Genomic DNA, 13,588 nt, shown 5'->3' on the forward strand with positions numbered 1-13,588 from the left:
AGAGTCGTCCAACTTGCGCGCTATTACCAATGGCGATTTGAATATGCTATGCTGCACAAATAGGGGACCCATTATGAAGCTAGACTCCACATGGCAACACGACCGCAAGTACCATCAATATTGCTTTCATTGCCGCGCCGAGACCGTTGAGCGCACTTACGAAGAAGGCAGGACATACTACTACTGCACCACTTGCAGACAGCGCCACGAGCGATCCATCGTGATTGACCCGGCTATCAAGTGGTGGATTGCTGACGACGGTGAATACTGGCATGAGAGCGCCGGGGTATTCGTTCGTGACCCCACAGGCCGGTTTCTCTTTTTCGAGCGCACAATCTACCCATTTGCCCTCACAGTGCCGTCTGGACACGTTGACGCAGACGAGCAGCCAGAAGTCGCGGCTAGCCGCGAACTCAAGGAGGAAGTTGGTCTCAGTGCAAAGAACGTCAAGCACATTGCTTCTGAAGACATTAGCGGTGATTCGTGTCGACGTGGCTCGGATGCTCACCGCTGGCATGCGTACCTGGTGGCACTCGATAAGCAACTAGACGTGATAGTTGAAGAGGAGGGCGGGAGCCCAGTGTGGTTGACCCTGGATCAAGCACTTGAGAAGATCTTGACCTTTCCAGTAGCCTATATTATAAATCAATACGCAGATGAGCTTACCCGAGTTACCAATTACCGACCTTACAAGACCCGACTGTGACAACTGGCTTGGTTACAAGCCGTGCGCCGAGCAGAAGGCTCAGCAGCTAGCAAACTGCGCGGGCTGCGTCCGCTTTGAACCCGGCCCAGAGTCCATAACCGTTAACGTGCAGCCATATGATCCGGCGATTTTAGAAGATGCCAAGGATGTAGGTATCGTGGAGATGGGCGGACTCGGAAGCATTTTGAGAACCTCCGCAGTGTCGCGCGCCATCCGCCAGATTAATTCGAGGGCCGGAATTCACTGGTTCACACATTCACGCGGAGCGGACTTACTACGGTACGTGCCAGGAGTGATCCCTGTGGATGTAGAAGCAAATAGTGTCGAGCAGTACGGAGATCTTGTGTCCAAGCTCGACGTACTAGTTAACTTTGAATCGAGCGCCCAGGCAAAGCCTGTAGTTGCGCAAGCCCAGCGGGTCGCGGGCTATGCCCTGAACAAGCAAGGAAAGTTCTACGGAGTTCGTCCCCATGCTGATCGGTTTCAACGCCTACAGATTGATGATGCCTTTCGATTAGGCAACCAACAGACCATGCAGGAAGTGCTACTCGACAGTGTAGGACTTGGGCATATTGAGCCTTGGTATGACGTGGCGCTTACGGAAAGCAATAGGGTTGAAGCCGAGAACATAGTAGATGCTGCATTTGATGGCAAGCCTCCGACAGAGCTCCTGGGTGTGAACATTGGAACAAGTGTTAACGGGCGCTTTCGCCGCTGGCCCACGGAATCGTTCGTCGAACTGACCAAGACACTAGCGGCGAGTTATCCCGAGCAAGGCATCATGGTATTGAGCGGCCCAGAGGATGATGAAGTACGGACGCAATTTACCGAAAAGGTCGTAGCCCCTGCTCCGAACGTGGCAATTTTGCCAAACAGAGTTGAGATAGGAAACTTCATTGGCATACTGAGCAAGCTCAGTGTACTCGTTACATCGAACACCTTTGCACTTCATGCTGCCCGCTCACAAGACCTGCCAGTCGTGACCTTTGAGGGTCCACTGCCGCCGCAGGAGATGGAGCTTGGCACTCGCGATATTCTTCTAGGGCCGAAACTTGACTGTGGGCCATGCTACTCCAAATGCACGCAGCTCACTCCCGCCAAATGCATGTACGAGATCAAGCCCTCAGAGGTTGCAGAACAGGTTGATTCCCTAATACGCAATTAACGGCCTTGTTGCACCACTTCACGACCTACGCTATAAATAAGACGGTCAATAACGTCGCACGATAGGGGATTCAAATGAGCGAACAACAACCAGGCATGCCACCACCAGGCGAAGCCGAGCGAAAGCAAGTCACCTTCGCTGTCCGCATCGATCCAGCGTTCCGAGAACAGATCGAAGGGCTGCGAAACATCACTGGCCAATCCGTCAATGACGTTGGCGAGCAAGCCCTTCGCCTCTGGGTTGACACGACACTTGCCGACGAAGAAGTACGCAACAAGGCCATGGCGGGCATCGAGGAAGAAGAACGCAGGCTACAAGAGCGGCGGGCGGCCATTGTCAATGTACTGGGGACAACGGCAAGCACTCCAGGCGAGGAAGCATCAGAAGGTGGCGACACTAGCCGTGGCGGTCGACAGCCAAGGAATAGGAAGTAGCTACCGGACGAACACTTGTCCTAGACGAGCGCATATCTGTCTTAATATCGAGAGATCGATTCGGTAGTCTCCGCAATACGCAACTACTCTTCCTGGCTGTGTGGAGGTTCGAGCCGTTGCATTAGTGTCCGAAGATCGGCTTGCATCTTCCCGAGTTCTTTCTGAACCCCACGGAGCGCTTCAACCCCCTCATGCACACCCTTCGACCATATCGGGTGCCAGCCATACAACACACTAATGTCGATGTCCTGTCGCATGGGCTCCACATGGCCATGCGGACCGTCGGCGTATACCGTCACCGAGTAGACCATCTCAAGTGAGGACTCGAATCGATCGGGTCCGAAATCGAAGAGCAGCTCGAGCCGCCGCTTCGGGGGCAGCATCGGTATCCCATCCTTGAGGATCTTGGCCTCTGCAACTGGCAGGTTAAACTTCCGGGCGCTGCGGAGTGGTGGGTCAATGTCGAAACGAACATTGCGCGCGACGGTCGTACCGATATTTTCGATCACCAGGACCAAGAAGCCTCGGGCAATAGGCGAAGCCTCAACGTCTACGACTACATATGGTTCGCTCTGCTCCTTGCGGATTTTTTCGGCGAGTTCGAGCTGCCGTTGCCCGAGCGTCACCTGCTCCCGTGCTGCGGCCACTTGCTCGTTCGCGGCATCTGCCGAGCGCACAGCCGAGGCTGCTGAATCCGAGGCGGAATGGGCTTGCTGGCGCGAGTAGAGAGCCGCGATGATCGCGACGACCACGGCAACGGCTGCAATGATCAACGCACCAGCATCAACGCCCATTTATGGTCTCCTGATCACGCCGATCGAGTATCAACAAGCGCGCGCAGCACCGGAATTGCCGCGATCTTCTCCGCCGTCAGATCCTCCCAGATCACACCCTGCGGCCGGCGAGGGTTGGGACAGCGGATCACTTCATCCGGCGTCACAATGAGGTCGACGCTGAAATCATGCTCGGTCTCGGGGATCTCCTCGTCCACGACCTGGAGCTGGTGGACAGGTGCGACTATGGCTGTCCGTTCGGTGACGAGCCCGGCCTCAATGAGCAGGGCCACCTCCAGGTCGGAGTAGCCCGCCCCCTTGCCGATGCGCGCCCCCGACCGATTGACCGCCACGCTGCCGCAGATCACCACGTCGATCGGCCGCATGGCCTCGACGCCCACCCGCCGAGCCACCTGGGCGGCACCCTTCTTGTCGGCGGCCTGCTCGGGCGGCACGGTGAGGGTGGCGGGATCGAGGAGGTAGAACGGCTGGAGGCTGGCCATGCGGGGAACGGCCATGAATAGCAGCTTGCCGTCTTCGAGCGCCCTTACACGGATGGGGAGCTGCGCCCAGTCGGGGTTGGCCTTAACCGTTCGGGCTTGTTGCCAGATCTCCAGCTCCGCCAGGCGCTCGGCGGTCGCCTCCGCGCCGCGGAACCCCGGGATCTTGCCATACGAGCCGTCGGGAACAGCGCCTTCGCGCTCCAGGAGGCGCCACACTCGATCCCGGACGACCTGCTTGGCCTGGTCAACGCTGGTCAAAGTTCTCCTCGCCGCTAGATCGCCGCCATGAGCGCCAGCAGCCGGTCTTGGACGTCTTGCACCCATGGTTCCTGTCGCCACGGCCGCAGCTCGCGCCCGGCGGCGAAGACCACGTTAAGCCCGCCGCCGCCCCGCGTCAGCTCGACCGCGTCGATCGTGCGGTGCATGGCTGAACGCGCCTCGTCCAGCTTACGTTGCCTGATCAGCGACAGTGTGAGGTTGCCGAAGACGATGGCCTGGCTCTTCTTCTTAGCGTCCAGCGCCGTAGCGGTCGCTTGCAAGATGGGCTCGGCCCGCTGAGGCTGCCCCAGGAAGAGGTAGCACGAGCCCGCCATGCGGTTGTACTCGCTCGCGGTGTAGTACTCCGCCCCAATGTCATCGGGGTGCATCCGGTCGAACTGGGTCTCCGCGTGAGCCAGTGCGGCCTCGCATGCGCCGCCTTCCCCCGCCATGGCATGCCCCTCGGCGACATGAAGCCAGCCGAGTCCCTCCAGTGAAGGGCTCGACTGGTGCGCCACCTCGGTCGCATGCTCGGCGAGCGCCACCCCCTTCGCGGGATCGTTCTCCCCGTAGAGGGCAACGAAGCTCTTGCGCAGGACGGCGTATGACTCGGTGAAGGAATCGCGGATGTGGCGGGCCGCCGTGACAGCCTCATCGAGGTAGGCCAGGGGCGCAGTGTGGTCCCGTCGTTGGCTGACGTCCCAGACCAGTTGGCTCATGAAGATGGTCGCCTCGGCTTCGACCTCGCAGAGCGCCTTGCGTACACGGTGGTTCCGAGCGTTGCGGCGCAGCAGCTTCACCTGACCATGCACCTGGCCGGCGGATCCGATGAGCGCCACCGACGGGACTTGGTCGTACTGCTCGTCGAGCTGGCGTATCCGCTCATGCAGCTGGGCGACCGTGACCAGGTCAGCCTGTTCAGGGTGCTCGAGGATATGGGCCAAGCGTTCACTCGGCGCGGCCTCGGTGATCGTGATGTCGTCCAGGAGCGATTGCAACTCGTCCGACGTCACCTTGAGCGCCCGTGCCAACTCCGGCCGTACCCACGGCTGCGGCTCGGTCACGGCGGTTTCCCACCGCACCACGGTTGAGCGTTCGACGCCCAGGTGATCGGCGAGCTTTTCCTGGCTCAATCCCGCCGCCCTGCGGCGCTGGGCAAGCCGTACCCGTTTGGCCGCCATATGCCCTCCTGCGGGGAGTTCCAAGGGGCAGGCCAACCCTACCGGCACCGCCCCCTATATGCCCAGGTCAGCCCATGCCCTGCGCCACTTTTGCGCCACCCTTGCCTCCCTTCCGCTGTGGATTCATGCAGGTCAGCCGGGTTTTGCTAGTGAAGCGCACGGTGGGAAGCGCCCAAATAGGGGGCCGCTCCCGCCACGCCACCCGATGAGGAAGGAGCCCCATGCGCCCGGTGATGTACGGCTATATGCGCGTTGTGGGCGGTGACGCGATGCATGGCGAAATTGCCCGACTTGGACGGGAATTGGCCGCCTATGCCGAGCGGGAAGGCTTTGCGTTGGACGAAGTCTTCACCGAGAAGATGGACCGCTCGGAGCCCGCCTTTTCCTGCCTGATCGACGCTATCAAGCGCAACGACGTACGCGACATCATCGTGCCGTCGCTCTGGCACTTCGCCCGGTTGCCCGGCCTGCAAGACGCTATGCGTCAGCACATCGAGCACGAGACCGGCGCTCGTGTCTGGGTGGTGCAGGGACAACGACGATGATCCGGTGCCGCACGGAAAAGTCCTTGCTCTGGCACCTCTCGTTCAAGCGCAAGGCGATCTGAACCATCTCATCGAGCCACCGTCAGCCCCCGCACCGTAAATGGATCTCATGTCATGAACACCTGGCCCCACCAAAGCACCCTGCCCCTTGCTGCGCTGCCCAATGCCGCGTACTGGGCGCGTCGGCATACCGAGGATGTATTGGCTAAGTGGAGCCTCGAACCGTTCGTGATGAACGCCCAACTTGTGGTCACTGAATTTGTGACCAATGCCGTCAAGCACACGGGGACACTCGACGTGACCGCGCAGCAGGAATACACGTCGCGCCCTCAGAGCGTTTCCTACCGGCAGCTTGCTGGTGTGGCCACGGTGCGGCTGCGGTTGTCGTTTGGCGGGGGCCGGTTGTTCATCGAGGTTCAGGACGAGAGCAACGAGCCGCCGGTGGAGCGTGTGCCTGACTTTGTTTCGGAGGATGGGCGGGGGCTCTATTTGGTGAGCGCCTTCTGCGAGCGGTGGAATTGGTATCCCACCTTCGCGGCGGAGATGAACGGGAACCGGCGACAGAACGGGAAGGTGGTGTGGGCGGAGATGGGCGTGTCGTGGGTTTGAAGCGCGGAAGCCGGCACGGGGATGCGATTGGAAGTCATCCGGGGCATGGCGGATGGCGCGCTTCGTGTATATCTGCTTCGTGATGAAACTTGGCTTGGTTCGAGTGGCGGTGAAGAACAGGCCATAGGTCGCGATTCGTAGTTACTTCTCATAAATCCGGCGAGGTGCTCTAGATCGAGCCCATTCCTTCCAGTGCGTCAAAGTTGGGAATATGTTGTCGAAGTGACTTCCCAGTATGCGCTCAAGATAGATGATGTGCACTGAAAGCCATGCCGGAACAGTATGCCTGTTCCAAGGCTGCAAGCCTGACGAAGCACCAGGCGGGTCGTCATCTATCAGGATGCGACCAAGCAGTGTCACTGTCTGCAAGAGACCTTGCAGAGCCTCAAACTTGTCGTACTGCTTATTGTAGGAATTGCATACCTCGATGAACCCCTCTGCAACTTCGGCAGCACGCCTCTCGCATCGGTGGCGTAGGATTCTTATCACCAGCGGGTGAACATAGACATGAGTATACGGACGGTCGGATACGTCCTGGGGTAGATCCTTCTCATGTAGCTCGATGAGCATGTAGCTAAGCAGCAGATCTATGGCCTGCCTAAAGCGAAGTTCCCCGATAAAAGACCTATCCGACATCGGCACTCTATGAGTGACCTCAAGATACTTCTGGAGGAAGGAGCTGTCACGCGAATCTTCCAGATACAAGAAGGAAGCAGCTTCAAGCAGCCTGTAAGCGACTTCGTCTTGGTCTTGCACCAATGCCAGCGTGCGCTCGATGTCAGCGACAAAGCTGTCACCGCTACCAGTCCGCAAACGCCTCATGAAAGAGAGAGGGTCACCTTCAAGCTCGTCACCGAGCTTGAAGATGGACAGCTTGTGATCGCGGACTAGCTCGAAAGCTCGACTGATGCCAAGCGCATGGCCCGAAAGAAGGACCATTACTCTGGCCAAGGAGGTTCGCTTGCCCTCGTCGTCCGCAATGCTTCGGGCTACGTCCGCGAGCAAGTTCGCTATGGCGAAGGATTCATCGAAAGACATCTCCCTCACGGGGATCACTGCGTCAGTGGCGACCGAACTTTCCGCCTTGCGGCGGCAGGTTGCCACCACGACTGAGTCGGTATCCCCGGGCATGAGGCTGGAAAGCTCATCGGTGCTTTCAAAGCCATCGAGTACGACGAACTTCGGTGCGTGACTGCCGCACACGAGGGTTACAAGGTGCTCCCGCTCGTGTCCGACGATGTTGGATACCTCGACACCGCATCGCCGAAGCGCGTGTTTCAGATCTGGTGTCGATATCTGCCCGTCAACGATCCTGATGCGGGGAGCCTCCGAGCCGTCCTCATCTCTTGTAACTGCTCTGGCCAACCAGGTCTTCCCCATGCCAGGAAGACCAACGAACACGATGAGCTTCTTGCTCGCAGCGACGAGCGAATCGAAGCGGGCTCGGTAGTCGGGTCGGTCTATGTGCGGCTGGCCGTCTATATGAAATTCATAGTATTGAGACCAACTATCGCCGTCATGGACTATTGGCTTTTTATCGGAGAAAACAGTAGGATCTGCGACCTGGGTGGTCGTGTTTTCGACCGTAGCTCGCTTAGCCTCACGCTCCATTCTGAGAAGTATTGCTGCCAGCCGTTTCCTAACAGCAAGGGATGCACGCTCAAGCGTCTTGTCCTGCTCCTTTGGAGAAGGCCCCAGTTTCTTTTTGACTGACGCAAATCGACTGTTATAGGAAGGAACCTCAGCGAGAGGAATCTCGGGCCTAGCATCATAGAGCACCTGTCCTAGCTCCCGGAGCGATAGGCTGCGGTAGCCAATTAGTGAGTCTCTAGCTGGTTCATCGGGAAGGTGACTAATCGCTCGATTGAAGACGCGTATAAGCGCCAGGCCGGGATTGTCTATAAAGAGATCGGGCTCAAGCAGCCTAACGATACGCTCAATTATTTCGATCCTCAAGGGATTTCTGGCAGGATCATATACGAGGCGCAGACCGCGACGACCTATTCGAAGGATCTGATCTTCGAGGGTATCCGGCTTCCTGGTGATCTTAGCCACGACTACAGATTGCACCAGACAACCGGCCCGCCACAACCTTCGTTACGAGATCGGTATTAACTGTCTCTGTGGTGGGCGCGTTCGCGCTCTACTAGATCACGAGCCAAGAATAGAAGGCTCCGAACTGTTCTAGCGTCAATCACAGGCTGGAAGTTTTCAAAATTCTTATTGGTGGTCATATGGTGGTCTGCCGCAGACGCAACTCTCTCATCTGGATCTGCCAGCAGCTTCATTGCCAATCTTAGGCCCTTCTCGGGGTCTGTACCGATGAGGTGATCAAGTCCCATTGCGGCCGAAAGCCGGCAGTTCGGGTCGTCGCTCTCACCTAGCGCTACCTCTAGCTCAACAGCCTTGGGTTGCTCTTCTTCGTATAGCCTCGCATGCTGCTGCTCGAAGTCATCAATTTTCCTTTCACCTTCCTTCTCTCTTTCTAAATCTTGCTCCAGGGGAGCTATGCCACTGAAGTAGATAACAGCTTCCTCGGTGCCGTGCTCAGCGAGAATAAACCTATCTTCTCGTGGTGACTGTTCAATTCCTTCCATGGGTTGCGGTTCCTAATTATGGCTACGCTTAATTAAAGCAAATTACATACTTTTGAGCAAGCTGGCCGTGAGTTGGGGGTCACGGACACCTGTGGTCGCGAGTGTGTCCGTGAGGATGTCCGTCAACCCCCTTCTCACGGCCACCCCTTTCTATGGCTAAATCGAAGTAGATCGGATGACCCCCTCATATCCCACTCGAAAGGAGGTGTATTCCCCATGCCCAGATCTCTCCCCTGGACCCTCCTCACAAAGTCCCTGGCCCTCATCTGCGGGGTACTGGTCGCTGCTGTGCTGTTCCAGCTCGCGGGAAGGTTGCTCGCTCTCTGCCCGCCCGACCTGCGGGCCGCGCTAGCGGCCGGCTGGTCGGAAGTCTGGAACATCCTCGGTCCGGTCATTGGGCCAGCAGCCGGAATCGCCATCATCTGCGCGGTCGTCTGGATCGTGCTCTCGTCCACTCACCACAGGAGGTAATACGCCCTCATGCCCAAGAATAAGACCTGGCAGATGCTCACTAGGACACCACGCACCCACGAAGAACTGGCCTTCCGCACCCACATGCGTCTCGGTGCAATGGCCATTGTCGGCCTGGCTGTCGTCGTCCTCATCAAGCTGTGGTGGCTGGTGCTCATCGTGGCCGCCATCGCCTTCCTCGTCTGGCTGGTGAAGCAGGCCAAGTGAGCGACTGGGTGCGCGGCTCCGGCAGGGACCGCCGCACCTCTTCCGCTCAAATCCCAAACCAACCCCGAGCCAAAGGAGCCGCGTGTGTGTGAAGCGCAAGAACTGGACGTCCCGAGGAGCCCGGAAACGCTGGCTGGCTGAGCGGCGCAAGCAGGCCATGCAGGTCGAAGATACCCTCATGACCGAACTGCGCGAGCACCAGCGCGCCGGAAGGCCCATCCTCCTCCCGGGCGACTTCTCATCCGAATCTAATCACGGACATCAGCTGTGCCCGAAGCGGCGGCGCACGCCTCATCTGTCCGACCAACTCGACAACAAGTAGCTCGTACTGGTCGCCACCCCACGCCGGGGGTGGCGACCAGTGTTGTCAATTCTACCTAGGGAATTGACGTGAAAAAGCCTTTACAAGTTCCACGGATGTCGTCATAAGAATAAGTAGGGTGCGAGCGCACAGCGAGTGGCAGCTACCGGCGTCTTAGGCCGTAGATCACCACTCACCTCCCACCCTGCTTTGGTCAAACACCTAAGTAGTGAGAGGAGGGTTGCTGTGCCCAAAGAGAGACGTGTATTTGTCATGGCCAGGTTCCGGGAGTTCGACGAGTCCGCCTGGAAGCGCCTACTGGTCGCCTACGCCAACGCGCTGCACGCCCAGCGACGGCGTGAAGCGGAGGAAACACACAAAGAGGAACAAGCGCAGGCTAGAGCCGCGCGGCAGGAGGGCACAGTATGAGGCCCTTCTACCAAAGCGAACGCGCCACGATCTACCAGGGCGACGCTCTGCCAGTGCTGCGCGCATTGCCCGACAACAGCGTGGATGCGGTCATCGCAGATCCACCGTATTGCTCTGGCGGCGCTTCGACCGCCACGCGCACTAACAACTCAGCCCGGAGCAAGTACGTCTCCACCAACGCCAAGCACAACCTGGCAAGCTTCAGCGGCGACCAGCGGGATCAGCGCTCCTTCACCTACTGGTGCACATTGTGGCTCGGTGAGAGCCTGCGGCTCACCAACCCCGGCGGCGTTTGCCTGGTCTTCACTGACTGGCGACAACTGCCGAGCGTGTCCGACGCTTTGCAGGCGGCGGGGTGGGTGTGGCGTGGCCTGGTGGTTTGGCATAAGCCGGGGGCACGGCCGAGTCGAGGGCGGTTCACGAACGCCGCCGAATACGTGGTGTGGGGCTCACATGGCGACCTGGCTTCCCGCGAGCTGTACCTGCCGGGCTTCTACAGCGTGACCACGCCGCGCGGGAACGCCCGCACGCACATCACTCAGAAGCCGCTGACGCTGCTGCGGCACCTCGTGAACATCACTGCCCCAGGCGCGACCGTACTCGACCCGTTCCTGGGTTCGGGCACCACGGGGGAAGCCGCCATCTTGGACGGCCGGAAGTTCGTCGGCGTTGAGTTGTCGGAGCAGTTCGCCGAGCAAGCCGCCGCCCGCATCGCCGCAGCCGAACAGATCGTTTCCGGCCGGACGGAAGGGGGCTCCTCGTGATGCTGACGCTGCTTTTGTTGCTGACCGCCTTGGCAATGCTCGGCGTGGTGCTACTGGCCCGCTGGCTGGACGGACGGCAGTGGGCGGCATCGCTCACCGCCTACGAGATGGCGCTACCGCGAGGCTTGTCGGCCGAGGATGTGGCCGCGTTCTTGGGCCACGTATCGTCGAGCACGCATGCGCCGCGGTTCAACTTGATGACGCCCCCGCCCCTCGGCCTGGAGTTGCACGCAGATCGAAGCGGCATCCGGCATGTGCTGCTGGTGCCGCCCACCATGCGCGGGACGGTGCTGGCCGGACTGCGCGCGGCCATGCCCGGCGTGCGACTGGAAGAGCTACCGGAGCGGCCGGCGATCCCGGGGCGGATGGTGGTCGCGGCCGAAGGCCGACTGCGCGGGCTGGACCGCCCTATGGCCCACGAACGCGCCACCCAGGTCAGCAGCAACCTGCTGGCGGCGCTCCAGCCGCTTGCCGCTGGCACGCACCTTTGTGTGCAGTGGCTGTTTGTGGGTAGCCGCACGCCTGCACCGGTCACTTCCCAGCGGCATACCAATGCCGAGACGCTGCTGGAACTGTTGCAGGGTAATCACCTTGCGGACGGCGAGGCATTGCGGGCAGCCCGTTTGAAGCAGAAACAGCCGCTGCTGCATGCCGTGGTGCGGGTGGCGGCCACTGGTGAGCGCGCTCACGCTTTGAGCGTTTTTGGTCGCGCGTGGGGTGCTCTGAGAGGCCAGAATACGCCGGGAGCGACGTTGGTGCGGCGGGCATTGCCTTCGGCAGTGGTGGCGAAGCGGATCATGGACCGAAGGTTGCCGATTCTCGCGTGGCCGGTCCTCGTCAATTCCCAGGAGCTTGCGGGAATCTTGGGCCTGCCGCTCGGCGATGCCCATTTGCCGGGACTGCGGCAACAGTCCGCGCGGCAACTGCCCCCAGCGGACGCCATGCGTAGCACGGGGACAGTCATTGGCCTGAGCACGTACCCAGGCATGGCCGAACGCCCCCTGGCGCTCAAGACACCTGACCGTCTCCGCCATTCCTGGGTGCTCGGCCCGGTCGGTGTCGGGAAATCCACCCTGCTGGCTAACATGGCTCTGCAAGATATCCAGGCGGGACGCGGCGTAGTCGTCGTAGACCCAAAATCCGACCTCGTTGCAGACTTGCTTAATCGGATTCCAGAGCACCGCCACAACGATGTTCTGATTATTGACCCGAGTGCGACGGATTATCCGGTCGGCCTGAACTTGCTGGACATCGCCAGCGGCGAACATGCCGGTGAACTGGCCGTAGACCACTTAACGCATATCATGGCCAGCCTGTGGCGCAGCAGCTTCGGCCCAAGAAGTACGGACGTTATCCGCAATTCCTTGCTGACGCTCACGCACACCAGATCGGCAGATGGATCACGTTTCACCTTGGTCGAACTGCCGGAGCTGCTTCAGAACCCAAGCTTTCGGGGCTTCGTGACTTCCCAACCGACGGTGCCGGAAAGCGTGCGCTCTTTCTGGCTGCATTTTGCTCAGATGAGCGAAGCTGAGCGCCAAAGTGTCATCGGCCCAAGTCTGAACAAGCTCCGAAGTTTCACCACACGAACCGCCCTCCGCCTTATGTTCGGCCAAGCTAAAGGGGTTCGTCTGGATGAGGTATTCACCAAGCGCCGGATTATTTTGATCCCTCTGTCTTCCGGCGTGCTCGGAAGCGAGTCCGCCGCCCTCGTTGGGGCAGTCATCATGGCCGGCCTCTGGCAAGCAACCCAAGCCCGGTTCGCCATACCGCCAGAGAAACGCCACCCGGTCAGTATTTTTGCTGACGAATTTCAGGATGTTCTGCGCTTGCCCGTAGATCTTGCGGATATGCTGGCCAAATCCCGGGGAGCCGGTGTCGGCTTGGTCCTGGCCCACCAACACCTCGGGCAATTGAGCGAGGAAGCCAAGACCGCCGTACTGGGGACAGTCCGCACACAGATACTGTTCCAAACCGAGTATGACGACGCCCGCACCCTGGCTCCCCGCTTCGCGCCGCTCACGCCAGCCGATCTGACCGGCCTTGGCGCATACGAGATATTTGCGCGGCCTTGCGTGGGCAACGTCACGCTCGGCCCGGTGTCCGGACGCACATTGCCGCTGCCAGAGGCCACGACGGACGGCCAGGCGTTGGCGCTCGCCAGCAGGCAACGCTTCGGCCGACCACGAGCCGACGTGGAGGTGGCGCTCATGAAGCGCATCTTGCCGCGTGGCGGGCCAGGCTATGGCCTCGGTCGCGAGCAGCTGGAGGGACGGTCATGACGCATCCAGCTACTGATCTCCCTGTTGACTTCCCCCTTGATGTCGCCCCCTCGCTCACGCTCGCGCTGACCTCGGTAAACGGGGTGATAACGCCAACGACATGCCGTACTCCCTACGGAGGTTCGCCATGAGGCGCGGAGGGCCGGCTGGCGCGGGGCCGGTGCGCGTGCGTGCCGCTCATGTCGAGTGGGTTGCCGAGCGGCTCTCCGACCGGGATTGGGCGGTTATCGAGACCGTCAACCGATTGCGGATCGTCAGCGGCCTGCAACTAGATCACCTCGTCTTCCACACAATCACCACTGAGCGCAGCCGGGCTGTCGTCCGCTCGAGCGTGCTGCGGCGGCTCACGGCCTGGCGGGTGCT

Annotated in this window: 15 protein-coding genes; 10 read left to right on the plus strand and 5 right to left on the minus strand. The window is 60.0% G+C overall.

Annotation, left to right across the window (positions count from 1 at the left end):
- Positions 1-73: 73 nt before the first annotated feature.
- From AF1_RS33430 to AF1_RS34495, 3 genes are all read left to right on the plus strand, one after another.
- The gene (locus tag AF1_RS33430; RefSeq protein ID WP_084263038.1) at positions 74-706 is read left to right on the plus strand and encodes an NUDIX hydrolase; all 633 of its coding nucleotides are present in this window, start codon (positions 74-76) and stop codon (positions 704-706) included.
- Positions 657-1,871: a glycosyltransferase family 9 protein gene (locus AF1_RS33435; RefSeq protein WP_084263039.1), complete on the plus strand. Its 1,215-nt coding sequence runs from the start codon at positions 657-659 to the stop codon at positions 1,869-1,871. The genes AF1_RS33430 and AF1_RS33435 overlap by 50 nt, the downstream gene beginning before the upstream one ends.
- A gap of 74 nt (positions 1,872-1,945) precedes the next feature.
- On the plus strand, positions 1,946-2,305 hold the full coding sequence (locus AF1_RS34495; protein ID WP_131732890.1) for a hypothetical protein: 360 nt from the start codon (positions 1,946-1,948) through the stop codon (positions 2,303-2,305).
- Positions 2,306-2,388: 83 nt separating this feature from the next.
- Here AF1_RS34495 and AF1_RS17490 read toward each other — a convergent pair whose 3' ends face one another.
- From AF1_RS17490 to AF1_RS17500, 3 genes are read right to left on the minus strand one after another with little or no spacing between them, the layout of a single operon-like run.
- On the minus strand, positions 2,389-3,099 hold the full coding sequence (locus AF1_RS17490) for a hypothetical protein (RefSeq protein ID WP_067799854.1): 711 nt from the start codon (positions 3,097-3,099) through the stop codon (positions 2,389-2,391).
- A 14-nt stretch (positions 3,100-3,113) separates the two neighbouring features.
- Positions 3,114-3,839 carry a 5-formyltetrahydrofolate cyclo-ligase gene (locus tag AF1_RS17495; protein WP_067799859.1) on the minus strand — a complete coding sequence of 242 codons (726 nt, stop codon included), beginning with the start codon at positions 3,837-3,839 and terminating at the stop codon, positions 3,114-3,116.
- A gap of 14 nt (positions 3,840-3,853) precedes the next feature.
- Positions 3,854-5,020, minus strand: a complete 1,167-nt coding sequence (locus AF1_RS17500) for a helix-turn-helix transcriptional regulator (RefSeq protein ID WP_067799861.1) — start codon at positions 5,018-5,020, stop codon at positions 3,854-3,856.
- Between the two features lie 221 nt (positions 5,021-5,241).
- Here AF1_RS17500 and AF1_RS17505 point away from each other — a divergent pair, with 221 nt between their 5' ends.
- Both AF1_RS17505 and AF1_RS17510 read left to right on the plus strand, forming a co-directional pair.
- A complete protein-coding gene (locus AF1_RS17505) occupies positions 5,242-5,565 on the plus strand; it encodes a recombinase family protein (RefSeq protein ID WP_067799863.1) in 324 nt (107 codons plus the stop codon).
- Between the two features lie 114 nt (positions 5,566-5,679).
- Complete coding sequence (locus AF1_RS17510; RefSeq protein ID WP_067799868.1) at positions 5,680-6,174, plus strand: ATP-binding protein; 495 nt, start codon at positions 5,680-5,682, stop codon at positions 6,172-6,174.
- A gap of 141 nt (positions 6,175-6,315) precedes the next feature.
- Here the strand turns inward: AF1_RS17510 and AF1_RS34500 are convergent, their stop codons facing one another.
- Together AF1_RS34500 and AF1_RS34505 are read right to left on the minus strand one after the other, a co-directional pair.
- The gene (locus tag AF1_RS34500; protein ID WP_131732889.1) at positions 6,316-8,229 is read right to left on the minus strand and encodes a hypothetical protein; all 1,914 of its coding nucleotides are present in this window, start codon (positions 8,227-8,229) and stop codon (positions 6,316-6,318) included.
- Positions 8,230-8,285: 56 nt separating this feature from the next.
- Positions 8,286-8,771 (minus strand): hypothetical protein, encoded by a 486-nt coding sequence (locus AF1_RS34505; RefSeq protein ID WP_131732888.1) that lies wholly within the window; start codon positions 8,769-8,771, stop codon positions 8,286-8,288.
- A 480-nt stretch (positions 8,772-9,251) separates the two neighbouring features.
- Between AF1_RS34505 and AF1_RS17525 the strand changes: the two genes are divergently transcribed.
- From AF1_RS17525 to AF1_RS35910, 5 genes are all read left to right on the plus strand, one after another.
- A complete protein-coding gene (locus tag AF1_RS17525) occupies positions 9,252-9,449 on the plus strand; it encodes a hypothetical protein (RefSeq protein WP_067799876.1) in 198 nt (65 codons plus the stop codon).
- 88 nt (positions 9,450-9,537) lie between these two features.
- The gene (locus AF1_RS34510; RefSeq protein ID WP_131732887.1) at positions 9,538-9,771 is read left to right on the plus strand and encodes a hypothetical protein; all 234 of its coding nucleotides are present in this window, start codon (positions 9,538-9,540) and stop codon (positions 9,769-9,771) included.
- A gap of 404 nt (positions 9,772-10,175) precedes the next feature.
- Complete coding sequence (locus AF1_RS17530) at positions 10,176-10,943, plus strand: DNA-methyltransferase (RefSeq protein ID WP_067799879.1); 768 nt, start codon at positions 10,176-10,178, stop codon at positions 10,941-10,943.
- Positions 10,943-13,225 (plus strand): type IV secretory system conjugative DNA transfer family protein, encoded by a 2,283-nt coding sequence (locus AF1_RS17535; RefSeq protein WP_131732896.1) that lies wholly within the window; start codon positions 10,943-10,945, stop codon positions 13,223-13,225. Before AF1_RS17530 ends, AF1_RS17535 begins: the two co-directional genes overlap by 1 nt.
- Before the next feature lie 160 nt (positions 13,226-13,385).
- Positions 13,386-13,588 (plus strand): hypothetical protein (locus AF1_RS35910; protein ID WP_217999828.1); only part of this gene is annotated, 203 nt, incomplete at its 3' end.

The sequence above is a fragment of the Actinomadura formosensis NBRC 14204 genome (assembly GCF_001552155.1).
Classification (GTDB): Bacteria; Actinomycetota; Actinomycetes; order Streptosporangiales; family Streptosporangiaceae; genus Spirillospora; species Spirillospora formosensis.